Genomic DNA, 25,539 nt, shown 5'->3' on the forward strand with positions numbered 1-25,539 from the left:
CCCATGGGCATGGACGGGAATCGAACTCGCCCGGCGTGGGTTGTACCCAGGTGATGGAACTCGTTCTTTACACCTCCGCCTTCTGCGCACCCTGCGTGCGTGCCCGTTCCGTCCTCGGGAACGCCGAAAAACTGCTGCCTCAGGCCCGCTTCCGGGAAGTCGACGTGCCCTCGAACCTCGGGGAGTCCGAGTCCTCCGGCATCGTCTCGACTCCCACGCTGGTGGTGCTTCGCGAGGGCACCGAGGTGTTCCGGGCCTCCGGGGTGCCCAGCGTGCAGCAGGTGCTGGCCGCCGCCGCGCTGGCCCTGGACTAGCACCGGCTCCGCGCCGGGGCCCGGGTCGGCTCCTCCCGCACCCGGAGGCGGTCGAAGGGCGCTAGCGCAGCCCGCCAAGCTGAAGGTTGCGCAGGTATCCGAGGGAGTCCGAGGCTAGCGCATCCTGGCTGCTGGCCAGCGGGCGCCAGGTGTGCGCGCTGCCCGGCGCGAAGGACTCCACGCACAGCGGCCCGGTGTAGACGGCCAGGTCCAGGGCGTGGATGAAGGCGTTGAAGTCGAAGTGGTCGGCCCCGACGGCTCCCCGGTTGTTGCCGCTGACCTGCACATGGGCGATGTGGCCCATGGCGCGGGCCACCGAGGCGGCGATGTTCCCTTCCTCGATGTTCAGGTGGTAGGTGTCAAGGAGCATGCCGAGGCCCGGTCCCAGCAGCGGTTCGAGGGCGTCGAAGGCCTGGTCGACGGTGTTGATGAAACTGGTTTCGTAGCGGTTCAGCGGCTCGATGGCCAGGGTGACTCCGCGCGCCACCGCACGGTCGACCAACGGGGCGAGGTTGGTGCGCAGCTGGAGGTAGGCGTGCTCGCGCTCGGCCCCGGTCATCGTCCAGGTGCGCCCGGTGGAGGCGTGGAGCGGCCCGGCCACGGTGTCGGCGCCGAGCTCCGCGGCCACGTCGATGCACTGCGCCAGGTAATGCCCGGTGGCGGCGATTTCCGCTGCCGGGGCGGAGACCAGGTTGCGCAACGGGGTCATCACCCCGATCACCACCGGGGCCAGCCCGTGGCCGGCGAGGACCTCCCGGGCGGCGGCCGGGTCCCAGTCGCCGGGGTTTTCCAGCGGCAACTCGATGGCGCCGAACCCCAGGGCCGCTGCGTGGGCGGCCAGTTCCGCGAGGGAGGCGTCGTCCAGCCGCCGGGTCCACAACCGGGTACTCACGCCCAACGTGCGTTCCATGGTTCCTGCTCCCCTGCCGTTGGCCTGCGTATCGATTGCCCCGGGCGCGCGGAACGTGCGCCGAAGCCCTTGGTGCCCATGCTACGTCCGGCCGGTTGCCCCTGCCAGTGCGGGGCGGTGCACATCGCCCGGGACCCCGCCCGCCGATACGCGGCGCGCCGCCGGTTCGCGGTGCGGGGTTTTATTGTGAAGAATGGGTCGGTGATCCCCTCGCCTGTTGAACCCGCCCCCGCCGCCTGCCTGCAACGGATCGTCGCCGATTCCTCGGACCGGATCGCATGGCTGCGGGCCCGTTCGCAGGGCATCACCGCCACCGACGTGGCCAAGCTTTCCACCCCGAAGTCCATCCAGTCGGCGGCCTGGGACAAGCTGCACGGCTCGGGCTTCGGCGGGAACCCCTACACCGACCACGGTCGGTCCCGCGAACCAGTGATCGCCGCGTGGGTGCAGGAGAACTTCGGGATCCTTCCCTCCAGCCAGCTCTTCCACGCGGCGGAGAACCACATCCACCTCGCCACGCCCGACGGGTTGGGCATCCGCGAGACAGGCCGGGTGGAGCTTGCGGAAATCAAGACCACCAACAAGCCGTTCAAGACGATTCCGCGCAACTACCTGCGCCAGGTGTTCTGGCAGCAATACGTGCTCGGCGCCGAACGCACGCTTTTTGTCTGGGAGCCGCACAAGGACTTCGTCCCGACGCATGCCGAACCGCTGACCCGCTGGGTTGACCGGGACGACGCGGCGATCAGGGACCTGATTGCCAAGGCCGACGAGATGGTGGCGGTCCTGCGCGAACGCACGGCCGCGGCCCGCGCGCGCGCCGACTATGGGCCCGCCGCGCTGTACCTCTGAGCATTGTTCCCCGGCCCCTGATGATGGGGCTGCGGGTCAGGCCGGGGCGGCACCGGGCATCACTGGCTTGGGCAGTGCGTCGGGGTAGTCCTTGCCGAGCTCGGCAATCAGGTGCTCGCGGACGTAGTTGCGCAGGTCGTACAGGTCCCCGGGGTTCCTTGCGCTGACACCAATCGTGACTTTAAGGATTCCTCCGATGGCATCTGTCACGTTCAGGTCCCCGATGCGTCCGTCCCATAAATCCGTCGAGGCAAGCAATTGCTGGGTGCGGGTGCGCAGGTGCTCGATGGGTGCGTTCCAGTTCAAATCCAGTAGAACGAAGCCGCTGATCTCGGTACTGCGGCGCGACCAGTTCTCAAACGGGGTCGTGGTGAAGTGGGTCGAGGGGATGATCATCCGTCGCCCGTCCAGCAGCAGCACCACCACGTAGGTCAGCGTGATTTCCTCGATGGTTCCGCGCTGGGTCTCCACCACCACGGTGTCGTTGACCCGAATCGCGTCCGTGAAGGCGATCTGCAGCCCCGCAAAGACGTTGGCCAGGGAGGACTGCACGGCGAGCGCCGCGACCACGGAAATCAGGCCGGCGGAGGCCAGCAGGCCGGCTCCCAGCGCCCTGACCTCGGGAATCGTGAGCAGGGCCCCTGCCAGCGCCAGGGTGATGATCAACGCGGTGACCACCCTGCGCAGCAATCCGACTTGCGTCTGGATCTTGGCCAGACGCCGGGGATTCCCGTCGTCCCCGCGGTACCTGGCCAGGACGATGTCCTCGAAGACGCCTATCACGACGATCAGCAACCACGCGATGGAGCTGATCAGCCCCAGCAAGAGCAGGAACTGCCAGATGGTGACCCATTGGCTCGGGGCAAAGCCCACTCCCACCGCGACCTTGGTGAAGGCAAAGGCCAGGGTGAACAGCAACGGCGCGCGTCGCAGGGTGCGTTCGGGAGGAAGTCCCTGGATCCGGCGCAGCAGCCGCTTGAGAATGAAGGACAGGACCACGGTGATAACGATCGCGGACAGTAACCCGATCGCAACCACAACCCAGGGCCGAATGGCATCGGGTAATGCGTTCGTGTTCTGCACGGCCTCGTTCAGGGCGTCGTCCAATTTTCCGGTGGCAAAGATCTGCATCTCACAAGGTTGTCACACGCCCTTGGGTGCCGGCTGGATATCGCCCCACCACGTCGGTCATATCTCCTCTGGGTTGCAATGGCATGGATTGTGCGTAAACCCCCTTGCGAGGCGGTTTCCCGGCGCGCAAGCTGATCTCACCACCCCCTCCACCCGCATTTTCCGCCCTTAGCGAGGCACACCATGAAATCCAGGATCACCGCCGGCATCGCCGGTGCACTACTCATCGCGGGACTCGGCATCTCCCCCGTTTCCCCTGCGGCGACCGCCACGGCGGCCACCGCCCCCTATTGCGGCATCACCTGGGGCTCACTCGCCGACTCCGTCGCCGCATACTCGTCCGCCACCATCACCAACGTCCGCACCGGCCGCCACACCTGCTATGACCGGATGGTCATCGACCTCAAGGGCAAGGTCAAGGGCTACGACGTGCGCTACGTCAACGCCGTCTTCACCGAGGGCCAGGGCAAGCATGTCCCGCTTGCAGGCGCCGCCGACCTGCGCATCATCGTGAAGGCACCCGCCTACACGAGCTCCGGCACCCCCACCTACAACCCGGCCAACCGGACCAACGCCAAGAACGTTTCCGGCTACACCACCTTCCGCCAAGTCGCCTACCTGGGCAGTTTGGAGGGGCAGACCTCCTTCGGCCTGGGCGTCCGCGCCCGGCTTCCGTTCCGCACCTTCGTCCTCACCGCCGCCGACGGGAGAACCAGCCGCCTGGTGATCGACGTGGCCCATCGCTGGTAGCGGAGCGCGGGAACACCTGCGGGCACCGGTTCGGCACCACGGCTTCGTGGCGCGGGACCGGTGCCCTTTCCCTGCCCGCGTTGCCACGGCCCGGAGCCGGACCGGCACCCCAACAAGGGACGCAAGGCCCACGCGAGAGCGGTGTTGGATGACAAAACAACGTCATCCGGGACGCCGCACCGGCGGATATGACACGATTCATGCATGAGTATTGCCCGCCCATACAAGCAAGTAGATGTCTTCGCATCCTCCCCCTACACCGGCAACGGCCTGGCCGTGGTGCTTGACGGCGAGGGACTCAGCGATGCCCAGATGCTGGGCTTCGCCAATTGGACCAACCTCGCCGAGACGGTGTTCCTGCTGCCGGCCACGCATCCGGATGCCGACTACCGGGCGCGGATCTTCACGACCACCACGGAACTGCCCTTTGCCGGGCACCCCACCCTGGGTGCGGCGCACGCCTGGCTGGAGGCCGGAGGGGAGCCCAAGAACCCCGCCGGGCTGGTCCAGGAATGCGGGGCCGGGCTCATCGAGGTCCGCCGCGTCCCCGGCGAGCACCCCGAGGACCCCGAGTCCCTGGCGTTCAAGGCCCCGCCCATGGTCCGCACCGGCGAGCTCGAGGACGACGTGCTGGAATGGGCGCTGGGCGGACTCGGCCTGGCACGCGAGGACGTGCTGGCGCACCAGTGGGTGGCCAACGGGCCCAACTGGGCGGGATTGCTGCTGCGCGATGCGGACCTGGTGCTTTCGCTGGAGCCCGACTACACGGCCCTGGCCGGGCTGGAGATCGGGGTCATCGCCCCGCACACCGTCGGCGGCGTTCCCGCCCGTTCCTACGACCCGAATGTACCCGAGGCCCGGCCGGCCGGGGCGCGGGAGGAATTGAGCCCGGTATCGGCGGCCGACGAGCGCCGCGGCGCCCAGCGCTTCCGCAACGTGGTCACCGGCGCGCCGGCCGACTACGAGGTGCGGGCCTTCTGCCCCGGCGAGGGCCTTCAGGAAGACCCTGCGACCGGTTCCCTGAATGCCGGCTTCGGCGTGTGGCTCACCGGGTCCGGGCTGGCCCCGGCCTCCTACACCGTGCGCCAGGGAACCCGCCTGGGCCGCTCGGCGATCCTGCACGTGGAATCCGACGCTGCAGGCGTATGGATTGCCGGGCACTCGGTGACTTGCATCGACGGCGTCGTCAACCTCCCCTAGACGCAAAAAACAGTGCAGTGTGAGGTGGGGCTCAATACCCTGTATTACCTTGGCGACCCGGAGTAGGCTCGGGCGGTGAATGTGAACCAACGCGTGACGGAAACCCAGCAGGACAAACTTGCCTGGGGTGCCCTGTGGGCGCTGGTCATCGGCTTCTTCATGATCCTGCTTGACTCGACCATCGTCTCCACCGCGATGCCTGCCATCATGAAGGGGCTGGACACCGACATCAACGGGGTCATCTGGGTCAACAGCGCCTACCTGCTGGCGTTCGCGGTGCCGCTGCTGATCACCGGGCGCCTCGGGGACAGGTTCGGCCCGCGCACCATCTACCTCATCGGCCTCATCGTCTTCACCGCGGCCTCGCTGTGGTGCGGGCTGGCTCCCGACATCACCACGCTGATCGTTGCACGCGTGGTCCAGGGCCTGGGCGCCTCGATGATGAGCCCGCAGACGATGACGTTCATTACCCGCATGTTCCCCTACGCCCGCCGCGGCGCCGCCATGGGCGTGTGGGGCGCGGTGGCAGGCCTTGCCACGCTGGTCGGCCCGATCGCCGGCGGCGTGTTCGTCGACACGCTGGGCTGGGAATGGATCTTCTTCGTGAACGTGCCGGTGGGCATCATCGCCATCTGGCGCGTGTTGGCCAAGGTGCCCGAACTTCCGCGCCACTCCCACTCCTTCGACTGGCTGGGCGTGGGATTGAGCGCCGTGGCGATGTTCGCGCTGGTCTTCGGAATCCAGGAAGGCAACACGCACGATTGGGGACCGTTCATCGGGCCCATCGGCTCGTGGCAACTGATCATCGGCGGGGCCGTGCTGCTGGGGCTGTTCATCTGGTGGCAGGGCGCCAACCGGGCCGAGCCGCTGGTACCACTGGTCCTGTTCAGGGACAGGAACTTCTCGCTGGCCAACATCGCCATCGCCTTCATGGGGCTGTCCATCACCGCCATGAGCTTCCCGATGATCCTCTACCTGCAGTCGGTGCGCGGACTCACCCCGACGCTTTCCGCGCTCATGCTCGCGCCCATGGCCGTGGTGGCAGGCGCGCTGGCCCCGGTGGTCGGCAAGAACGTCGGCAAAATCGAGGCCAAGTACTTCGCGATCCCCGGCTTCTTCCTCTTTGGCGCCTCGATCACGGTCTACGGGCTGATGCTGCGGGCCGACACCCCGTTCTGGCTGCTGTTGCTTCCACCGGTGTTCATGGGGCTGGGCTCGGCCATGATCTGGCCCGCGGTTTCGCTGACCGCCACCCGCGACCTGGGCCAGGCTGACGCCGGGGCCGGATCCGGGGTGTACAACACCACCCGGCAGGTCGGCGCGGTGCTGGGTTCGGCATTGATCGCGCTGATGATGGAATCGCGCATTGCCGTGGAGTCGGAAAAGGCCGTTGCCGCACTGGCTGCCGACGGACCTGCCTCCGTGGTGAGCGGTTCCCTGGCCGAGCCGGGAACCGGGGCAGCGGTGCCCGAATTCCTGCATCAGGCCTTCTCGCTGGCGCTGGGCCAGGCGCTGTTGCTGCCGGGCATCGTGGCCATGGCAGCTGCCCTGCTGGCGGCGTTGTTCCGCAAGGGCGCGCGCAGCAACTGATCCGCGCGCCCTTGCGGGCGTGGCGCTACTTCTTTTTCGCGGTGACTTCCTTGATCTTGGTCTTCGCCTTGCCGCGGCCGAAGACCAGGGCCGCGGCGATGCCGGCCAGCCAGAGGTCCTTGGCCATCGGGACGCCGTTGGGCGTGGGGCGGATGCCGTCGGACTCGGTCAGTCCCGGGGTCTTCAGGTAAGTGGCGACCAGTCCGGCCGCGAAGGCACCCAGTCCAAGGCCGGCCAGTCGCGAGGGGATGAACGGGGTCAGCAGGGCTGAGCCCACGGCGATCTCCCCGAAGGCCAGCGCCTTGCCGAAGACGGCTGGTTCGACCTTTTCGACCTGCGGGATGGCATTGGAGGCCATGGACTGCAGGCCCTCGGCGGATTCGGCGTCCATGCGCAGCTTGCCGATGCCGCTGTTGAGGATGTAGGCGCCCGAGACGAGTCGTAGTGCGGTGTTGGCAATGCTGAAGCCCATGGTTTTTCTCCTGGTCGTGGGTCGCTGTGGTGGTATTCGTTAACCCACCCTATGGTTTGGCGCTCCGCCACGGCTATAGCTTCCCCGGTGTGGCGCGGGACAAGGTCCGGGGACCGCATGCTCTATGGGCTGTGACACATTCGCGCAATGCGGAGTCCAATCGGGGGCGGGAGAAACCGGCGGCATGCTAGATTCGCGTGCATGATCACCTCCTCCGCGGTTCCCGATGCCGCGCTGCGCCTGCTCGTGGAAAAGGGCTTCGACGCCACCAGCGTCGACTCGCTGGCACAGGCTGCGGGCATCTCTCGTTCCACCTTCTTCCGGCGCTTCGGCTCGAAGGAGGAAATGGTCTTCGCGGACATGGAAACCATCATCCACCACCTTGAAACGGTGCTTGCCACCTCCTCGGCCGGCCCCGTGGCCTCGCTGGTGCACGCGGGGTTGACCGTCTTCGACCAGCACACCGCCAGGCCCGAGGCCGCTGGCTTGCGCCACCGGCTGTTGCTTGACGTGCCCTCCCTGCGCGACCGCGAGCTGGTCTCGATCCACCGCTACGAGCGGGTGTTCCGCAACCACCTGCGTGACCGCGGGTTGTACTCGCTGCCCAACGGGCGGGCCATGTCCATCGCGTTTGCCTCCGGGGTGGTCTCGGTCCACAACGACCACCTGCGCCGCTGGCTGCGCCACCCGGAAGACACCCGCCGTCCCGACCTGGAGCGCGAGCTGCTGGCCCTGGGATCGGTGTTCACCCCGGTGCTCGAGCCGCAGGAATCGACACCCGCACCCGAGCCGACGACGGTGGTCATCACCATTGCCGGCGGCACCCCGGACACCGAGTCGGTGCTGTCCCAGGTCCGCGATGCCCTGAACCGCGCGAACGGCTAGGCCGGACGCGAGGCACCCTGCGGTGGAACCCCCACACTCGAGGCTACATTCCCTCCCCGGCTGGCCGCGGGCGACCGAACGGCTCGTGCTGCGCCCCGCCGCCGCATCGGATGCCGAGGCCACTTGGGCCTACCGCCGGCTTCCGGAGTCCTCCCGCTGGGTCACCTCTGCCTGGAACGACCTTCCGGACTACCGCCGCTCCTTTACCGACCCGGCGCACCTGCGAGACAGACTCGTCATGGAATCCGGCGGCACCGTCGTCGGGGAAGCGGTGGTTCGCCTCGGGGACGCGTGGTCCCAGCGAGAGGTCGCGCACCTGGCAGCGGGGACCGAGGCGGAGCTCGGGTGGTCCTTGGACCCGGCGGCCGGCGGGCGCGGGCTTGCCACCGAGGCGGTGTCCTTCCTGTTGCGCCTTTGCTTCGCCGACCTGGGCCTGCGCCGGGTCCATGCCCGCTGCTTTGCCGCCAACGAGCCCTCGTGGCGGCTCATGGAACGCGTAGGGATGCGCCGCGAAAGCCACCTGGTAGCCGGCGCCCTGCACCGCGACGGCACCTGGAAGGACGGATACGCCTACGCGCTGCTTGCGGACCAGTGGCGCGCCACACAAAATGCCTGAACCGGAGTTTCTTGACCTGAAACTGAGTTCCAGTATGCTGGTGCCTTAGCGACATTCCCGCCGCCGACGAAAGGGCACCACTCCGCCATGAGCATTGAAGCCAGCCTGAACACCGATTTTCCTTCCGGTGTCGTTGAACCGGAGTACGAGCTCTGGGGCGAGGTGGATGTCGATCCGGCAGGCCTCTTCGAGGATGTCAATGCGGAGGATCGCGTTTACTGGGACAGGGCACGGAAGTTCGGCCTGGACGAGGTGCGCCCCGTCATCGACGGGTACTGGGACAAGTCCGACTACCCGCTGGATCTGGCCAAGCGCCTGGGCGAGCTGGACCTGCTGCGCGATGGGCTGGAGCTTGAGGGCTACCCGCAAATGAGCGTGCTGGCGGCCGGCCTGGTGAACATGGAGCTCTCCCGCGCCGATGGATCGGTGGGCACCATTGCCGCGGTGCAGGCCGGGCTGGCCCTGCGCTCGATCACCGAGTGCGGCTCCCCCGGGCAGATCGCCCACTGGGGCCCGAAGCTTGCCAATGCCGAAGTGCTCGGTGCCTTCGCGCTCACCGAACCCACCCACGGCTCGGACTCGGTGTCGTTGGAGACCCGCGCCGTGCGCGTTGCGGGCGGCTACCGGATCAGCGGCGAAAAGAAGTGGATCGGCAACGGCTCCACCGGCGGAATCACCATCGTCTGGGCGCGCGACGAAGAGAACAAGGTCCGCGGCTTCATCGTGCAGCAGGAGTGGGAGGGCTACACAGGCACCACCATCGAGGGCAAGCTGTCCCTGCGCGCCATCTGGCAGGCGCACATCCGCATGGAGAACGTCTTTGTCCCGGACTCGCATGTGCTGCCCGGGGCCAACAGCTTTAAGGACACCTCCAAGGTCCTCTTCGCCACGCGCCTGGGCGTCGCCTGGTCCGCCGTGGGCCACGCCACCGCCTGCTACGAGACGGCCGTGCAGTACGCGGCCCAGCGCATCCAATTCGGCCGGCCGCTTGCGGCCAGCCAGATCGTGCAGGAACGCCTGGCCCGCATGCATTCCGAGCTTGCCACCATGCAGCTCACCGTCATGCAGGCCACCCGACGCGAGGAGGCGGGAACCCTGACCCCGGTGCAGGCATCGCTGGCGAAGTTCACCTGCACGCGGCTGGCCCGCGGCATCGCGTCCAACGCCCGCGACCTGCTCGGCGGCAACGGCATCCTGCTCAAGAACCGGGTGGCGCGGCACATTGCCGACATCGAGGCCATCCACACCTATGAGGGCACCGAGACCGTCCAGGCGTTGATCATCGGGCGCTCGATCACCGGGATCTCGGCCTTCGCCTAGGCCGCGGCGCAGGTCTCTCCCCTGTTTCCTAGCCGTTGCCTCCGTGCGGGGTGCCGCGAGGCATCGCCCCGGCGGCGGGTGCGGTGCTGGTATCAACGCCCACGTCCAGCACTGCCTTGTAGCCGGCGACGGTCTCCCCCGTGACAGTCGCCAATTGGCTGGCTCCGCCGTCGTCACCGAAGACGTTGTCGCTTTCCAGCGACAACCGTGCCAAGGTCCGCACCGAATTCGCGTAGCCGTCAGTCGCGTACACGGCGTCCGAAACGTCCTGGGGCAACGCCACCTGGGAGATGGCGATCGCCTGGGCGGAGTCGGTGATCGATGCGGCATCCGGGTAGACCTCGAAGTGGATGTGGGGCCAGCGTCCGGGGTAGCAGGCAGGGAAGACGCTGGTGAAGCGCACTGTGCCCTCCGCATCGGCTACCTGCACCCCGCGCAGGTAGTTTTCCTGCTCGGCTGCCGGGGTGTACATCGAGTAGTTCCCGTCCCTGTCGCATTGCCAGACGTAGACGGCAACGCCGGCAAATGCCGCGCCGCCGTTGGCCAGGTCCTTGATGTTCAGTTCCAGGTCCAGGGCAACGCCTTCCGCGGTTCCGTTGGCGTCCCCGAAACTCGAGCGGATGTCGCGGCGCACGATGCCACTTTGTTCCAGCACGTCCGGCCCGTTTGATCCGTCCCCCGGGTAGGGCCCGGCCGTCTCGTCGGGGATCTCTCCCGCAGAGGTGCCGGTGGATGCGTCGTTGGTGATGGCGGTGCACGCGGCCAGGCCCAGTGCCAGGGCGCCAACGCCGAAGGCCTTGAGCGCACCGCGGCGCCCGATGAGCGTCTGCACATCGAACCCGAGTCCCTGGTCCTCGAGATCCTGGTGGGGCCGCGGAAGACTCCGGCTCTTGTAGGCCGGGTGGCCGGCGCCCGGCCTCTGGTGCTGCTGGTGCTGTTCCATGGCGTCGTTCCTCGCTCGCTCGTGAATCCTGGTTGGTGCCTTGGATTCCTACAGTAGGCCTCCGCCCCATGGCGCTGCTGTGGCGAAGCCATCGCCGGCCCATGTGCGGCCACGCCGGGAAGACCATTGCGCCTCCACCGGGAGCCTCGTAGCCGCCCGCCCCACGTTGCGCATCACATGTATTGCGTGTTGAGGTCGATCTGCGCCGACCCGGCCCGCGTAGGCTTCACGGAGGAGTTGTCCCGCTACCTGTTTCGAAAGGCACCCGCATGCGTCGTCAAACGATCGTCATCACCGGCGCAAGCGACGGGATCGGTGCCGAAGCCGCACGCGCGCTCAGCCGTCTGGGACACGAAATGGTCGTGGTGGGCCGGAACCGGGAAAGGACCGCAGCCATTGCCCGGGAAATCCAGGCCGATCACTTCCTCGTCGACTTCTCCGATCTCGATGAAGTCCGGGGTCTCGCGGTGCAACTGCTTCAGAAGTACCCGCGGATTGACGTACTGGCGAACAACGCCGGCGGCATCTTTACCCCGGCCCGCCAGTCGACCGGCGACGGGTTCGAAATGACCTTCCAGGTCAACTACCTTGCCCCATTTCTACTGACCCGGCTGCTTCTTGACCGGCTCATTGCCTCGCGGGCAGCAGTCATCAACACCTCCAGCGTGGCGAATAGGTTGTACGGCAGGGTTGACCTCTCCGACCTGAACGCCGAGCGATACTACGATCCCAAGAGAGCCTACGGGAACGCCAAACTCGAACAGATCATGTTCACCCGCGAACTGCATCGCCGTTTCGGTTCCAAGGGCCTGGCCTCCGCGTCGTTCCACCCCGGGATTGTCAGCACCGGATTCTCCCGTTCCCCCGGCACGTCCATGGAGGGCATCTACGGCAACAGGCTGATCTCCAAGTTACTCGCAACGCCCAGGAAGGGTGCCGACACGCTCATCTGGCTGGCCGACGAGGGCAGCGGCGGGACGTGGCCTTCGGGCGAATACTTCTCCCGTCGCAAGGTGGCCCGGACCAATCCCCAGGCCAAGGACGATGCGCTTTCCGAGACGCTGTGGAACCAGTCCGGGAAACTACTGGGGATCGCGTGACACCGCAGGCATCCGCGCCGATCGCGGTTTTTCGGGAACGTCCCGACGGGCAACCTATCGCCGGCGGCCCCCACGCCGGAACCGCTTGTCCTAAGCGCCGGCCATCCGCTTTTTGACGTGCTTGGTGGCAGGTGCGGTCCAGGGGTCCTCGGGCCACGGGTGTTTGGGGTAGCGGCCCCGGTTTTCCGCGCGCACCTGGGCGTAGGGGCCTGACCAGAACGATGCCAGGTCGTCGGTGACCGCCAGCGGTCGACCAGCCGGGGAGAGCAGGTGGAAGAGCACCGGGACCCGGCCGCGCACCAGCGCCGGGGAGGTGGCAAGTCCGAAGCATTCCTGCAACTTCACCGCCACCACCGGAGGGGCTTCCGGCTCGTCGATTCCCGGGTAGTCAATGCGGATCCTGGATCCGCTGGGCACCGTGAGGCGTTCGGGGACCAACTCATCCATGGCGGTGGCCTCGGGCCAAGGCAGCAGGCGACGCAGCGGATCCACCAGGTCCAGGGAACCCGGGGACTTCCCTCCGGCGAGCGCCTCGAGTTCCGGGGCCAGCCAGTTCTCGGCGGCCGCCAGCAGGGAGTCCTCGTCCATGGCCGGCCAGGGGTCCCCGAGTTCACGGTGCAACATTCCCAGCCGACTGCGCAGCAGTTGCGCCGCGGGGGAGAATTTCAGCATGCCGAGCCCGCGCTCGCGCAAGGCGTCCAGCACCGCGGCGCGGCCCTGGGCACGAGTGGGGGTCATGGGGGTGCTGGAAAGGACGATGGCCCCGAGTCGGTGCTCCTTGCGGGCGGAGAGCTTGCCGCTGGCAAAGACCGTGTTGACGGTCTCGGTTTCCAGGTGGGCCGCAGCGAGCAGTGCGGTGCCCTCGTCGAGTGGCGCTGCGGCGCGGATCAACGCGCCGGTGCCTGCCGCGTCGCGGCCGGCGGCCCGTGCCACCTCGGCGACCGCCAGCCACTGGTGGTGTGACAAAGGGCTTCCGGCGGGCAGGCCCGCGCGGGTGCCGGAGGCCAGCAGGTAGGTGGTGCCGGTGGCGTTGTCCACGCGACGGGCAACCTGTCCCGGATAGGCAAGGGCTGTTACCAGGCCAAGCTCGGTGCCGGAGGAAGGCATCGTCGCTGTGCCTGGCGGCCGCTGCGCCTGGGCTTCCCGGCCGGCGATCCGTTCCAGGCGCGAGCATTCGCGCTTCCAGGTGGCGGACTGCGGGTGTCTGCCGTTGCGCAGGGCCGCCAGCAGCGCGCCGAGGTCGGCGGCCTGGGCGCGGTAGTCCCCGGCCAGCAAGGCAACGATGTGTGCGACGTTTCCGGCCCCGAGCCGCGGGGCGCCGTCGAGCAAGGCACGGCCCAGCCGGGGGTCGGCCGGAATCAGGGCCAGGCGGCGGCCCAGTGCGGTGGCGTGCCCGGCCTCGTCGATCGCGCCGAGCTGGGACAGCACCGTGGTTGCGGCCTCAAGGCTTGATGCAGGCGGGGGCTCGGGCAGGTGCATCCCGGCACCGCCCGGCGCGCCCCAGCAGGCCAGCACCAGGGCCGCGGAGGTGAGGTCGGCAACGGTGATCTCGGCCCGCGGATGTGCAGGGGCCGCCGCAAAGCTCTTTTCGGCAAAGCAGCGCACCACGGTGCCCGGCCCCTGGCGTGCGGCGCGGCCGGCCCGCTGGATGCCGGCGGCCCGCGAGGCGGAGACCGTGACAAGTCCGCTCATCCCCCGGGCCGCATCCCGGCGCGGCTCCCGGGCCAGGCCCGAGTCGATGACCAGCCGGACCCCGGGAACCGTGAGCGAGGACTCGGCCAGCGAGGTGGAGACGATGATGCGGGGCCCTCCCCCGGGTTCGCGCCCCGAGACGGCACGGTCCTGCAGGGCGGGAACGACCTGCCCATGCAACTCCAGCACCTCGGTGCCCGGCGCGCGGGTGCGGAGCTGCGCGGCGACATCGGCCACTTCCCAGGCACCGGGAACAAACACCAGCGCGTCGAGGGACTTGTCCCGCGTCAGCGCCTCGGCATGGGCGGCAGCGGCGGTTGTTGCCACGTGGGTGAGGAAGGTGCGCGAGACCCCGCGGTCGGTCAGCCGGGGAGCGGCGGCCGGCACCCACCGGGTTTCCAGCTCGTGCAGCGCCGCAGGGCAGTCGATGACCGGGGCACTGCCCGCACCCGAGGCATCACCCAGCAATTGGGCAAAGCGCGGGGCATCGAGGGTCGCGGACATGGCCACGAGCACCAGGTCCCCGCGCAGTTCGTGGACCTCGCGCAACATGCCCAGCAGCAAGTCGGTTTCCAGCCCGCGCTCGTGCACCTCGTCGATGACGACCGCGTCAATGGATTCCAGCCCCGGGTCGGCCAGCAGCCGGCGCAGCAGGATTCCCGGGGTCACGAACTCGATCAGGGTGTCCGGGCCGGCGTGGTTTTCCCCGCGCACCGTGAATCCCACGCGGCCGCCCAGTGAGCTGCCGTCGAGGGATGCCAAGCGGCGGGCGGCGGAGCGGGCAGCGACCCGACGCGGCTGGGTGACCAGGATGCGTGCTTCTCCCCCGTTGCGGGCCCGAACCAGGTTGGCCACCAGGGGCGGGACCAGCGTGGTCTTGCCGGTGCCGGGCGGGGCCTGGATGACGGCGGTTCCGGATGCCCCGCCGGCCTCGAGCGCACTGGCGAGCTCCGGCAGGGATTGGGCAAAGACCAGCCCCCGCCCGATGGCAGCCAGGTCGAAGTCATTGTCCTGCCGGGGCTTGTCCCGGCCGTTCCGCTGCGTACTCACCCGCCTCATTATCCAGTGTTGCAGTCCCCCTTGCCGCTCTCAGGCGGTGCGGCGGCGCAGCGTCATCGACCCCACCACGATGGCGGCCAGGATCCACGCGGCAACGAACCCGATCCGCAGCCAGATGTAGCCGGCGTCCTGGTCGTCCCTGGCCACCGCGTTCAGCGCATCGATGGCGTGGCTCAGCGGCAGCCAGTCCCCGATGCCCTCCAGGACCTCGGGCAGTTCGCCACGCGGCAGGAAGATCCCGCCCAGCAGGACCTGCGGGAAGACGAAGGCGGGCATGAACTGCACGACCTGGAATTCGCTGCGGGCAAAGGCGCTGGCAAGAAGCCCCAGCGAGGTCCCCAGCAACGCGTCGGCGATGGCCACGGCGAAGAGCAGCCCCAGGCTGCCGGCAACCTCCAGACCGCAGACCCACACGGCAAAGCCCACGGCGATCCCCGTCTGCACGATAGCCAGCAGCCCGAAGGCCAGCGCGTAGCCCAGGATGAAGTCGGCCTTGCCCAGCGGCAGGGACAGCAGGCGTTCCAGGGTGCCACTGCGCCGCTCCCGGAGCGTGGCGATGGAGGTGACCAGGAACATCACGATGAAGGGGAAGAGCGCGATCATCGCCGGGCCGATCCTCCCGAAGACCGGGGTGTCGGTGAAGATCCAGGCGACCAGGCCGACCAACAGTGCGGGGACCAACAGCAAAAGTGCCAGGGTGCGGTGGTCGTGGCGCACCTGGTTCAGCACGCGAGCGGTGGTGGCCAGGATGCGCGGGATGCTCATGGGGTCCCTCCCGTGGCGCGGTGCTTGGGAGCATGGGGTTCGGAGCCTGGTGCCCCTGATTCCCGTGTGTCGCGGATCAGCGCCAGGAAGGCGTCCTCGGCGTTGGTGGTTCCGGTGCGCGCCAGCAGGCCAGCGGGCGTTTCCTGGGCGATGATCCCGCCCTCGCGCATCAGGATCAGGCGGTCACACCGGGTGGCTTCGTCCATCACGTGGCTGGAGACCAACAGCGTGACACCCTCGGCCGCAAGTTCTGCAAACAGTTCCCACAATGCCACGCGAAGCACCGGGTCCAGCCCGACGGTGGGCTCGTCCAGGACCAGCAATTCGGGCGTTCCCAAAAGGGCGATGGCCAGGGAGAGGCGGCTGCGTTGTCCGCCGGAGAGGTCGGCCGCCATGGACTTGACCACCGATCCCAGGTCGGTGCGCTCGATGACTTCGGCAACCTGGGCGGGCGGGGCACCGACGATCTTGGCGAAGTAGGACAGGTTCGCGCCCACCGGCAGGTCGTCGTAGATGCTGGATTCCTGCGTCATGTAGCCGACGCGATGGCGCAGCTTTTCGGACCCGGCGGTGTCCCCGAGCACCCTCACCACTCCGCCGGAAATGATCTGGGTGCCCACGATCGAGCGCATTAAGGTGGACTTCCCGCAGCCGCTGGGACCTAGCAGCCCGACCACCTCGCCGCGCGGGACCAGCAGGTCAAGGCCGGGCAAGACAAGGTTCTTCCCGCGCATGACTTTCAATCCGGTGATCGAGATAGCCGCCGCCTGTTCCTCCATATTCCCGAGTCTTGCCGCTGTGTCATTTTCGGTCAAGGGGCCGGGGCCAGATGCCGGTGGCGGCACCAGCCCCCTATCGAAAGGTGAAGCGCCCCGGGCATACTTGAAGCAAGACAGGCACCCGACCCGATCCCAGCTAGGACCCACAGGAGTGCACCATGCGCGATCCAGAGGGGTCCCGTCCCCTTCGTCCTGACTCGCCGGTGCTCGTGGGCGTGTTCCCGGGGCAGCATCCCGAGGTCTTGGAAACCGCGGCCCGCCTCGCTTCGGTCCTCCGTCAGGATCTGGTGTGTGCCTATGCACTCACCGGCCTGGACATGACCGAATGGAACGTCAAGGCGAGCATCGACTTTGATGCCCTGCACCGGGATGAGCGAGAGGAACTCGGGGCGGAAGTTATCGAGGACCTGCAACAACGGCTCGGCGAGACCCTGGCCTCCTACCCCATGCCTTGGACCCTGCGCATCCTGGTGGGCGAGGCGGCCGGCGCACTTGGCGACTTCGCCGTGGAGCTGGGTTCGTCATATCTGGTGGTCGGCTCGCCCCGTGGAAAGCGCCGCGCGTTCTCCGGTTCGAGGTTCAGTGCCTCAACGCTTGCCCGGGTCCTGTCGCGTCGGCAGCTTCCGGTGTTGGTGGTTCCGCCATCGATCGTGCCGGACCCGCCGGCCACCCCTTATCTACCGTGATCGGGCATCCGGCCACCGGGAGCGGCAGGTTCCGGGTTGTCAGCCCGGGGAATCACACCTTCAGGAATGTGAGCGCAGGAACGGCAGCAACTGCTCCAGGATCTGCTGTGGCGGATAGAGTGTTCCGCCGTGGCTGCGTCCCTCCAGCGCCACCAGCCGGGCATGGGGCATGACCGAGGCCATGACCCGGGAATGATCGATGCGTGGCACATCCCGCGTTCCGGTCATCAGCAGGGTCGGCGTCGCCAGCTGGTGGAGCAGGGTTTCGCTGACCGCGCTGCCGGACTCGGTGGCCTCGAAATACGCGGCCAGTGCCAGTGCGTCATTCGAGGCAAAGGCATGGCGGGTCGCGGGGTCCAGTTTCCCGCCGCCGGCTTCCATGCCGTCAATGAAGGCGTCCATGTCGCCTGTTTTCAGTGCCTCGAGGTAGCCGTCGAAGAAGAGCGTGCTGATGTGCTGTGCCTCAATGGCGTGGGTGCCGCCGAGCATGGTCAGGGAGCGGACCATGGATGGATGCTTGATGGCCAGCGACAGGCCAACGCGCGATCCGAATGAATATCCCACGAGGTGGATTGACTCGTGTCCGGTCGCAGCCAGCACCGCCTTCACGTCCTCCAGCACCAGGTCCATGGCGTAGGCGGCCGGGTCGTGGGGTTTTCCCGATCGTCCGTGGCCGCGCAGGTCCATGCGGATGGTGTCGAACTCGGGTTCCAGCGCCTTCACGTATCCCAGGCCGCGCCAGATGGAGCGGGAAAGTGCGGAGCCGTGCAGCAGCAGGACCGGTGGGGCCCCTGTGTCGCTGGCGTCAAAGTAGATAGTCTGGGCATCAACCGGGTTCACTGCATGGGGCATGATACTGAGCTTATGGCACCGGACCGGTCTTTTCCCAAGCAAAGGAAACACCATGAATGACGACCTGACTCCCGTGATTGTCGGGGGTGCACGTACGCCCTTTGGAAAGTTCCGCGGGGCCGTCTCCGCGTTGTCAGCCACCGAGCTAGGCGCCCACGCAATCTCCTCGGCACTGGAGCGCAGCGGGGTGCAGGCCGCCCAGGTCAACCACGTCATCATGGGCCAGGTCATCCTGGCGGGCACCGGCCAGGGCCCGGCCCGCCAGGCCGCCCTGAAGGCAGGCATCGGCTGGGAGGTCCCCACGGTGACGATCAACAAACTCTGCCTGTCGGGGCTGACCGCCGTCATCGACGCAGCCCGCATGATCCGGGCAGGCGAGGCCGACTTCATCGTCGCCGCCGGACAGGAGTCGATGTCCAATGCCCCGCACCTGGTCCGCGGCATGCGCACACCGTTGGCCATCGGCGACCGGCCGTTGGAGGATTCCCTGAACCACGACGCGTTGGCCGATCCGTTCAGCGGCGAGCTGATGGGCTCGGCCACCGAGAGCGGCACTGCCAAGCTGGGGATTTCGCGCGCCGCCCAAGACGCCTTTGCCGCCAGGTCGCACCAGCGCGCTGCGGCTGCGCGCGCGCACCTCGATGCCGAGATCGCGCCAGTGGCCATCCCGCAGCGGCGCGGGGGCGAGATCATCGTTTCCACCGACGAGGGCGTTCGCGCTGACACCACGGAAGAACAGCTTGCCGCACTGCGTCCGGCTTTCTCCACCGACCCCGCCGCCACCATTACGGCGGGTTCTTCCTCGCCGCTTTCGGACGGTGCCGCAGCCGTGGTGGTTGCCTCCAAGGGCGCCGCCCGTCGGGCAGGCCTGACATGGCACTGCGAGATCGGCGCCCACGGACAGACGGCCGGCCCGGACGGACAATTGCATTCCCAGCCCAGCACATCGATTCTCGCCGCCCTGGCCAAGGAGGGAATGGGAGTCGCGGAGCTGGACCTGATTGAAATCAATGAGGCCTTCGCGTCGGTTGTCCTGCAATCGGCGAAAGACCTCGGCGTGGATCCCGCCAAGATCAACCTGGAAGGCGGGGCCATTGCGCTGGGGCATCCCGTGGGTGCTTCCGGCGCGCGACTGGTCCTGCACCAGGCCATGGAACTGGCGCGGCGCGGTTCCGGCACGGGGGTGGTATCCCTGTGTGGAGGCGGCGGCCAGGGTGATGCCCTGATCCTGCGACGCTGATTTCACATGTTGTTACCCGGCGGTATACAGCTGGTGCAAAGGTTGCTTCCCTAGAGTCTTAATCACCTCATGGAGGTGCGAGTGATGAGAGCACCGGTCGGGCACAAGGCAAATTCCCCCTAGCCTTCCGATCGGTGCTCAACCATTTAATGCAGGATGTCCGCAACCACGACCCCTGGAAGCCACCGCCCTCGACAACTCCGGCACTTCGGACCAAACTGAAGGTACCGGGCGCCGCAAGTTCGGGGAGACACGTTCTACGGATCAAGGAGTACGCGAGATGACTGAACAACCAACCGGCGACGAAGAGGTAGAAGAAGAAACTGCCGCAGAACCAGAGCATGTGGCCAGCGCGCACGACGAAGCGCTGGTCGAGGAATGGGAAGACGAATCGTTTCCGGCCTCGGATCCACCCTCCAACTACTGACTCACGGCCGACTATCGACAAATCACCAGCAATCACCCAGTTACTCCAAATACGCTGAAGCTACCTTCTCAAGGTGCGAGTGATCAGAAGAACCGGTCGCGGCGGAGTTTCACCTCCTTAGCCGTCACGGCCGGTTCTTCGCTTTTAACTGCCGGGCACACGGGAACGCATTGCACTGCCAGATTCCCCCCGAACCGCGCCGCGCCCAGCTCCCGATGCCGTGGACGTTTGCGGCACCTTGCGACAAGAATGGATAAGAGGGAGCCGATGCAGCTTCCGCGAGATTTCATCCCCAATTTCCAGGAGAACATCACCACCATGGCCGAAGAGCTCCGGTACGCCCCCGTCCCTGAAACGCACGCACCCTACGTTGCCGCCCCGGACCGCTACGAATCGACCGGCTACCGCCGGGTGGGGAACTCGGGGTTGGTTCTCCCCCCGATTTCCCTGGGCCTGTGGTGGAACTTTGGCGACAACCGCCCCTACGACACCCAGCGCGAAGTGCTTCGCCATGCCCTTGACCGAGGAATCACGCACTTCGACCTGGCCAACAACTACGGTCCGCCCTACGGCTCGGCAGAGGAGAACTTCGGCCGCATGTTGCGCACCGACTTCAAGGCCTATCGCAACGAGCTGATCATTTCCTCGAAGGCCGGCTGGGACATGTGGCCGGGTCCGTACGGCACCCTGGGCTCGCGCAAGTACATCATGGCCTCGGCCGACGAGTCGCTCAAGCGCATGGGCCTGGACTATGTGGACATCTTCTACTCGCACCGCCCTGACCCCGACACCCCCATCGAGGAAACCATCGGCGCGCTTGACACCTTGGTGCGCCAGGGGAAGGCGCTATACGTCGGGATCTCCTCTTACTCCCCCGAACGCACCGCGGAGGCGGCGCGCGTCGCCAAGGAGATGGGCACACCGCTGGTGATCCACCAGCCGTCCTATTCGATGCTCAATCGCTGGGTCGAGGACGGCCTGCTCGAGACCTTGGCCGAACACGGCATGGGGTCCATCGCCTTCACCCCGCTGGCCCAGGGCCTGCTGACCGGCAAGTACCTCAAGAATGATTCGGCGATTCCGTCCGGTGGACGGACAACGCTGGACGGGCACCTGACCGAGGAAAATCTCGGGAAGGCCCGCGATCTGGCCCGGGTCGCCGAGTCCCGCGGCCAGTCCCTGGCCCAGCTGGCCATCGCCTGGTTGTTGCGCGACGGCGGAGTGAGCTCAGTGCTGCTCGGCGCCTCCTCGACTGCGCAGCTTGATGAAAACCTCGGCGCCCTGGGCAACACCACCTTCAGCACCGGGGAACTGGACCTGATCGACAAGATCGCCGCTGGCGATGCCGACATAGACCGCTGGCGCACGGCGGCCACCAGCTAAGCCAGCCGGAGCACACGGAGCAAAACCCTGCGATATTCGAATTTCGCAGGGTTTTGCTCCGTTAACGACGAATACCGAAGTCAGCTAGTTCACTCACGGCGGATATGGTCGCCAACCATGCGTGACGGGCTTCACAAATCGTCGTTTTCGGGACATGATGGACAGGTACGTGGCGCGATGAAGATCCCCGCCGCCCAGTGACTACCAGAAGGAGCATGGCTGTGACCGCCAACGCCCAGACGTCGACCTCCACCGGCTACCGAGTCCTCAACCCCGCCACCGGCGAGGTGGTCGAGGAATTCCCCACGGCCACCGACGCCGAGATCCAGGACGCCATCGCGGCGGCCGAATCCGGTTACCAGCAATGGAAGAACGTCGACATCAATGAACGCGCCAAGATCGTGGCACGCGTGGGCGAGCTCTTCGCCGAACGCGCCGACGAGCTCGCTGCGATCATCACGCAGGAAATGGGCAAGCCCCTCTCCGAGTCCAAGGGCGAGGCCGAGTTCTGCAAGGACATCTTCGAGTACTTCGCCACCGAGGGGCCCACGCTCGCCGCGGATACCGAAATCAAGAACATCGGCGGCGGCAAGGCCGTCATCCAGCGCCTCCCGGTCGGCCCCCTGCTGGGCATCATGCCGTGGAACTACCCGTACTACCAGGTCGCCCGCTTTGCCGCTCCCAACCTGATGCTGGGGAACACCATCGTGCTCAAGCACGCCGAGACCTGCCCGCGTTCGGCACTGGCCATCGCGCAGATCATGGATGACGCAGGCGTTCCTGCAGGCGTGTACAACAACGTCTTCGCCTCCCACGGGCAGATCTCCACGATCATCGAGGACCCGCGCATCCAGGGCGTTTCGCTGACCGGTTCCGAGCGTGCCGGTGCCATCATCGGTGAGCAGGCCGGACGCAACCTGAAGAAGGCAGTGCTGGAACTTGGCGGCTCGGACCCGTACGTCATCCTCGATTCGAACGATGTCGCGGGCGACGCCGCCACTGCCTGGGCCACCCGCATGGAGAACACCGGCCAGGCCTGCAACTCCAACAAGCGCATGATTGTCATGGACGATATCTTCGATGACTTCGTGGGTGAGCTGACCAAGCTGGCCGACGGCCTGGCCCCGGGCGATCCGGCGGCCGAGCTCGAGGGCACCTTTGGTCCCCTTTCCACCAGGGGTGCCGCCGAGGCCCTGGCCGAGCAGGTGAAGGACGCCATCGACAAGGGCGCAACCCTGCATGCCGGCGGCACGCTGCACGAGGGCCCAGGCGCCTACCTGGCCCCGACCGTGCTCTCGGGAATCACCAAGGAGATGCGTGCCTACTACGAGGAGCTGTTCGGCCCGGTGGCCGTTGTCTACAAGGTCTCCTCCGACGAGGAAGCACTTGCCATGGCCAATGACACCCAGTACGGTCTGGGCGGCGCGGTGTTCTCCACCGATCCGGCTCGCGCGGCCAAGGTAGCCGCCGGTCTGAACTCGGGAATGGCCAACGTGAATGCGCCGAGCGCCGAGGGAGCCGAGATGCCCTTTGGCGGAGTGAAGCGTTCGGGCTTCGGCCGGGAACTGGGACCGCTGGGCATGGAAGAGTTCGTCAACAAGCGCCTGTTCTACGTGGCCGACTGACTTCCACGCTCGCTTAAACGCCAAGGCCGCAGTCCGCATTCATCGTGACGATGGATGCGGACTGCGGCCTTCTCAATTAACCCGGGGTCGGCCCCGTGGAGCACTCCCCCGTGGTGGTCAGCGCCCCACGTAGTCGAAGTGCCAGGCCTCGGCGTAGGGCGATCCCTCCTCCAGGATCTTTCGGTGCACCCAGTTGTACTTCTTGGAGTTCGCCTTCAGCCATTTGTAGTACTTGCCTCGGAAGGAATAGTCATAGGTTTCGGGCACATCGATGGCCGTCCCCCAACCGTGGTTGGAGGTTCCCGGACGTGCCGCGACGTACGGACCCAACTCCACCCAGTACGCGTCCTGCGTGGCACGAGTCCGGTATGCCAGGTCGACATCGAGATTGCGTCCGAACTTTTTCTTGAACGCTGCGTTGAGTCGGTTCAGGTCCTTGAGGGCCGGCGCGGCAATGAGCGTCTTTTCCTTGTCCCACGGGATCGCCACGAGCATCTTCTCGGGGACCCTGCCGTTCTTCTGCGCCAGGACTTGCCTAGCCGAATACTTCTTTGGTTTCGTAGAGGCGGTAGAGGTGCGGGCAAGCTGGCTGGTTTTCATCCATCCGCTCATCCCCTGCGTCCGCACGAAGATCCAGCCCTTGACCGATCCGGCGGTTTTTTCCATCTTCATGTCCCGGTACACCACGGAATTCCGGGGGATGTCACCGATGCGCTTTTTCCCGTTCACGCTTTCATAGAGGTCGCCACCGGAGACCTTTGTCCAATACCTGTCGGTGAGACCCGCACGGTTGGACGTGTACTTCTGGTCGATGTAGATTTCCCGACCGGGTTTTTTGGCGACGATCTTGAGGTGTTTTCCTTGGATCCACCCTGATTTTCCCCGGCTGGTGATCTGGGCATGTCCGCCGGAGACCTTCTTGACGGCGTAGATGCCGCCCTTGGGCACAGTGGCCAGCGCTTTGGATGCGGTGCTTGCCTTTTGCCGCAACGTCAGCCGGGCAGTGGTCTTGCCGAGGTCGCCTTGTTTCACGGCCTTGGGAATGGAGCGTAGGTAGGTGCTGGAAACCCAACCTGTCTGTCCGGCATGGCGTACCTGGCTCCATCCGGATCTGGTTGCCGTCACCGTCAACCGCGTGCCCTTGGGCACGACCTTCAGCTTCTTGCCCGATGTGGAAGGCGCTGCGCGCAGGTTCAGGTTCGCGGTGGTTTGCAATACCCTCGCGACTCCTGCGCGAAACATGCTTTCGGGTTGCGCGATGTATGCGGATGGACCGGTCTGCGCCGCCGCGACATGCGGCACCGCCTGCGGGGCCGCCTGTGCCTGCACCGGGTTCAGGGCGGCGAGAGCAAGGGCAATCGCCGTGCCCAGCAGCAGTGCCGTCCCTGCGCGATTGACGGGCATTGCACCGTCTGTAGTGGTCGTGTGCTTCATTGATCCCCCGGGGAATTAATTTCTTGCGAGTTGAATGAGTGGCACTCCAAGCCCACTAGTACATTGTTAGACTAACCTTTTTGCTAAGAGGTTATTTCGGGTATCCGCCCTGCGCCATTGCATAGAGTGGACCTGTTGCCAATTGCGAGGAGTCACTGGATGTCAGCGAAGTTAGGTTTCAAGAAAAAGTCGCGACAGGATCCACCCGCGACTTCAAAAGCCGAGGTATCCAGCGCCAGGCCCCCGATGCACACCGTGTCTGGAATGTGGATCGATCCGCTCGGCCGTATTGCCACGCGCTCGGTCCAATTACTGGTGGTGGTGATCCTGGCCGGGGCAGTCGTCTACACCCTCCTCAGGTTGAGCGTTATCGCTCTGCCGATCCTGATTGCCCTAATTCTTTCCTGCGCACTGTGGCCGTTGGTGCGCCTATTGCGCAAGTTCATGTCCCCACTACTGGCAGCGTGGACCGTGTTCCTCGGTTCACTGCTCGTGATCGGCGGCATCGGTACGGCCCTGGTATATTCCGTGCTTGCCGAGTGGCAAACCTTGGTTGACAGGGGCGTCGAAGGATTCAACAAGCTCCAGGGCATGTTGAATCGGTTGCCGTGGAACATCTCGGAGGACCAGATTGACCAAGCCGTCAGCCAAGTCACGGGCTTCCTGACGAGTTCCCAATTTGGCGCTGGTGCCCTGAGCGGCCTTTCTGCAGCCGGGAATTTCTTCACCGGTCTGGCGCTCTTGCTGGTGATCTTGTTCTTCTTCCTGAAAGACGGAGACAGGATCTGGGCGTTCTTCCTCTCTTGGATGCCAGACCACCAGATGCACCGTTGGCTGTCCACCGGTGGGCGCACCGTAGAGACGCTGGGCGGCTACATGCGCGGAACCGCCACCGTTGCAGCCGTGGATGCCATCGCCATCACCGTTGTCTTGCTCATCCTGCGGGTTCCGTTGGCCATTCCCCTGGGCGTAGTAGTGTTCATGAGCTCCTTCATTCCATTGATAGGTGCCACCTTCGCCGGAATCCTGGCCACCTTGATTGCCTTGGTGACAAACGGCCCCGTGATTGCCCTGATTGTTCTGGGAGCGGTGATCGTCGTGAACCAGCTGGAGGGTAACTTCCTGCAGCCTGTGGTCATGGCCCACGCGCTGAACCTGCACGCGTTGGTGATCTTGCTGTCATTGGCCGCAGGCACGGTGTTGGGCGGATTGGTGGGCGCAGTGCTGGCCGTACCCCTGACCGCTGTTGCCTGGGGCATCGTAAAAATCTGGGCCGACCGGGATTTGCCGGAGCTTGACCCCGGGGCCGACCCGGAGAAGGAAGCAGCCGCAGGGGAACCCACGGCAGCTCAGGTCTTGGCGCATGCAGAATCAAACGTATCGGCATCGGCGCACGAAGCGGATGCCATGCACGCAGCAGGTTCCCAGTCCCCCCCTGAAAAATCCGAAAAATAGCGACAACCGTAGCTGAAACGGCAATGGTCCGTGCAACCGTCCTGACTGGTTGCACGGAC

At 66.3% G+C, this 25,539-nt stretch carries 24 protein-coding genes; 15 read left to right on the forward strand and 9 right to left on the reverse strand.

The genetic code is table 11. The annotated features are described in order from the left end of the window. Positions 1-53 precede the first annotated feature (53 nt). The gene (locus tag ABD687_RS09070) at positions 54-314 is read left to right on the forward strand and encodes a thioredoxin family protein (RefSeq protein ID WP_264270052.1); all 261 of its coding nucleotides are present in this window, start codon (positions 54-56) and stop codon (positions 312-314) included. A 61-nt stretch (positions 315-375) separates the two neighbouring features. On the opposite strand, the gene ABD687_RS09075 is transcribed toward ABD687_RS09070, so the two are convergent. Beyond that, on the reverse strand, positions 376-1,224 hold the full coding sequence (locus tag ABD687_RS09075; protein WP_310291995.1) for a sugar phosphate isomerase/epimerase family protein: 849 nt from the start codon (positions 1,222-1,224) through the stop codon (positions 376-378). 201 nt (positions 1,225-1,425) lie between these two features. Between ABD687_RS09075 and ABD687_RS09080 the strand changes: the two genes are divergently transcribed. Next, the gene (locus tag ABD687_RS09080) at positions 1,426-2,076 is read left to right on the forward strand and encodes a YqaJ viral recombinase family protein (RefSeq protein ID WP_310291993.1); all 651 of its coding nucleotides are present in this window, start codon (positions 1,426-1,428) and stop codon (positions 2,074-2,076) included. Between the two features lie 36 nt (positions 2,077-2,112). Here ABD687_RS09080 and ABD687_RS09085 read toward each other — a convergent pair whose 3' ends face one another. Beyond that, on the reverse strand, positions 2,113-3,207 hold the full coding sequence (locus ABD687_RS09085) for a mechanosensitive ion channel family protein (protein WP_310291991.1): 1,095 nt from the start codon (positions 3,205-3,207) through the stop codon (positions 2,113-2,115). A 183-nt stretch (positions 3,208-3,390) separates the two neighbouring features. Here ABD687_RS09085 and ABD687_RS09090 point away from each other — a divergent pair, with 183 nt between their 5' ends. From ABD687_RS09090 to ABD687_RS09100, 3 genes are all read left to right on the forward strand, one after another. Beyond that, positions 3,391-3,957, forward strand: coding sequence for an AMIN-like domain-containing (lipo)protein (locus tag ABD687_RS09090; RefSeq protein WP_302264722.1), 567 nt, complete (start codon positions 3,391-3,393; stop codon positions 3,955-3,957). Between the two features lie 204 nt (positions 3,958-4,161). Beyond that, positions 4,162-5,157: a PhzF family phenazine biosynthesis protein gene (locus ABD687_RS09095; protein ID WP_302264720.1), complete on the forward strand. Its 996-nt coding sequence runs from the start codon at positions 4,162-4,164 to the stop codon at positions 5,155-5,157. A 75-nt stretch (positions 5,158-5,232) separates the two neighbouring features. Then, the gene (locus ABD687_RS09100) at positions 5,233-6,747 is read left to right on the forward strand and encodes a DHA2 family efflux MFS transporter permease subunit (RefSeq protein WP_302264718.1); all 1,515 of its coding nucleotides are present in this window, start codon (positions 5,233-5,235) and stop codon (positions 6,745-6,747) included. 25 nt (positions 6,748-6,772) lie between these two features. Here the strand turns inward: ABD687_RS09100 and ABD687_RS09105 are convergent, their stop codons facing one another. Continuing rightward, positions 6,773-7,219, reverse strand: coding sequence for a DoxX family membrane protein (locus ABD687_RS09105; RefSeq protein WP_264270059.1), 447 nt, complete (start codon positions 7,217-7,219; stop codon positions 6,773-6,775). A 201-nt stretch (positions 7,220-7,420) separates the two neighbouring features. On the opposite strand from ABD687_RS09105, the gene ABD687_RS09110 reads away from it, so the two are divergent. The 3 genes from ABD687_RS09110 to ABD687_RS09120 all read left to right on the forward strand — a co-directional run bounded on the left by ABD687_RS09110 (position 7,421) and on the right by ABD687_RS09120 (position 10,040). Next, the gene (locus ABD687_RS09110; RefSeq protein ID WP_302264715.1) at positions 7,421-8,104 is read left to right on the forward strand and encodes a TetR/AcrR family transcriptional regulator; all 684 of its coding nucleotides are present in this window, start codon (positions 7,421-7,423) and stop codon (positions 8,102-8,104) included. Positions 8,105-8,126: 22 nt separating this feature from the next. After that, positions 8,127-8,720 carry a GNAT family N-acetyltransferase gene (locus ABD687_RS09115; RefSeq protein WP_302264714.1) on the forward strand — a complete coding sequence of 198 codons (594 nt, stop codon included), beginning with the start codon at positions 8,127-8,129 and terminating at the stop codon, positions 8,718-8,720. An 87-nt stretch (positions 8,721-8,807) separates the two neighbouring features. Then, positions 8,808-10,040 (forward strand): acyl-CoA dehydrogenase family protein, encoded by a 1,233-nt coding sequence (locus tag ABD687_RS09120; RefSeq protein ID WP_264270062.1) that lies wholly within the window; start codon positions 8,808-8,810, stop codon positions 10,038-10,040. Between the two features lie 28 nt (positions 10,041-10,068). Here ABD687_RS09120 and ABD687_RS09125 read toward each other — a convergent pair whose 3' ends face one another. Then, on the reverse strand, positions 10,069-10,983 hold the full coding sequence (locus tag ABD687_RS09125) for an intradiol ring-cleavage dioxygenase (protein WP_310291984.1): 915 nt from the start codon (positions 10,981-10,983) through the stop codon (positions 10,069-10,071). 269 nt (positions 10,984-11,252) lie between these two features. Here ABD687_RS09125 and ABD687_RS09130 point away from each other — a divergent pair, with 269 nt between their 5' ends. Then, complete coding sequence (locus ABD687_RS09130; protein WP_302264709.1) at positions 11,253-12,083, forward strand: SDR family NAD(P)-dependent oxidoreductase; 831 nt, start codon at positions 11,253-11,255, stop codon at positions 12,081-12,083. 90 nt (positions 12,084-12,173) lie between these two features. Here ABD687_RS09130 and hrpB read toward each other — a convergent pair whose 3' ends face one another. From hrpB to ABD687_RS09145, 3 genes are read right to left on the reverse strand one after another with little or no spacing between them, the layout of a single operon-like run. Further along, positions 12,174-14,825, reverse strand: coding sequence for an ATP-dependent helicase HrpB (gene hrpB, locus ABD687_RS09135; RefSeq protein WP_310291983.1), 2,652 nt, complete (start codon positions 14,823-14,825; stop codon positions 12,174-12,176). Between the two features lie 39 nt (positions 14,826-14,864). Then, positions 14,865-15,599 (reverse strand): ABC transporter permease, encoded by a 735-nt coding sequence (locus ABD687_RS09140; protein WP_302264705.1) that lies wholly within the window; start codon positions 15,597-15,599, stop codon positions 14,865-14,867. Continuing rightward, complete coding sequence (locus ABD687_RS09145; protein ID WP_302264701.1) at positions 15,596-16,378, reverse strand: ABC transporter ATP-binding protein; 783 nt, start codon at positions 16,376-16,378, stop codon at positions 15,596-15,598. The genes ABD687_RS09140 and ABD687_RS09145 overlap by 4 nt, the downstream gene beginning before the upstream one ends. Positions 16,379-16,536: 158 nt before the next feature. Here ABD687_RS09145 and ABD687_RS09150 point away from each other — a divergent pair, with 158 nt between their 5' ends. Then, positions 16,537-17,064, forward strand: a complete 528-nt coding sequence (locus tag ABD687_RS09150) for a universal stress protein (RefSeq protein WP_310291981.1) — start codon at positions 16,537-16,539, stop codon at positions 17,062-17,064. Positions 17,065-17,124: 60 nt separating this feature from the next. Here the strand turns inward: ABD687_RS09150 and ABD687_RS09155 are convergent, their stop codons facing one another. Beyond that, entirely contained in the window at positions 17,125-17,916 is a 792-nt protein-coding gene (locus ABD687_RS09155; protein ID WP_310291979.1) for an alpha/beta fold hydrolase, read from the reverse strand. 52 nt (positions 17,917-17,968) lie between these two features. On the opposite strand from ABD687_RS09155, the gene ABD687_RS09160 reads away from it, so the two are divergent. From ABD687_RS09160 to ABD687_RS09175, 4 genes are all read left to right on the forward strand, one after another. Continuing rightward, on the forward strand, positions 17,969-19,156 hold the full coding sequence (locus tag ABD687_RS09160; RefSeq protein ID WP_302264697.1) for an acetyl-CoA C-acyltransferase: 1,188 nt from the start codon (positions 17,969-17,971) through the stop codon (positions 19,154-19,156). Between the two features lie 280 nt (positions 19,157-19,436). Continuing rightward, entirely contained in the window at positions 19,437-19,583 is a 147-nt protein-coding gene (locus tag ABD687_RS09165) for a hypothetical protein (protein WP_264270071.1), read from the forward strand. A gap of 318 nt (positions 19,584-19,901) precedes the next feature. Next, positions 19,902-20,966 (forward strand): L-glyceraldehyde 3-phosphate reductase, encoded by a 1,065-nt coding sequence (gene mgrA / locus ABD687_RS09170; RefSeq protein WP_302266417.1) that lies wholly within the window; start codon positions 19,902-19,904, stop codon positions 20,964-20,966. A gap of 215 nt (positions 20,967-21,181) precedes the next feature. After that, entirely contained in the window at positions 21,182-22,591 is a 1,410-nt protein-coding gene (locus ABD687_RS09175) for an NAD-dependent succinate-semialdehyde dehydrogenase (protein ID WP_310291976.1), read from the forward strand. A 117-nt stretch (positions 22,592-22,708) separates the two neighbouring features. Here the strand turns inward: ABD687_RS09175 and ABD687_RS09180 are convergent, their stop codons facing one another. Beyond that, on the reverse strand, positions 22,709-23,995 hold the full coding sequence (locus tag ABD687_RS09180; RefSeq protein WP_310291974.1) for an SH3 domain-containing protein: 1,287 nt from the start codon (positions 23,993-23,995) through the stop codon (positions 22,709-22,711). A gap of 276 nt (positions 23,996-24,271) precedes the next feature. Between ABD687_RS09180 and ABD687_RS09185 the strand changes: the two genes are divergently transcribed. Next, positions 24,272-25,480 (forward strand): AI-2E family transporter, encoded by a 1,209-nt coding sequence (locus ABD687_RS09185; RefSeq protein ID WP_310291972.1) that lies wholly within the window; start codon positions 24,272-24,274, stop codon positions 25,478-25,480. Positions 25,481-25,539: the final 59 nt, after the last annotated feature.

The organism is Paeniglutamicibacter sulfureus (assembly GCF_039535115.1).
In the GTDB taxonomy this organism is placed as follows: Bacteria; Actinomycetota; Actinomycetes; order Actinomycetales; family Micrococcaceae; genus Paeniglutamicibacter; species Paeniglutamicibacter sulfureus.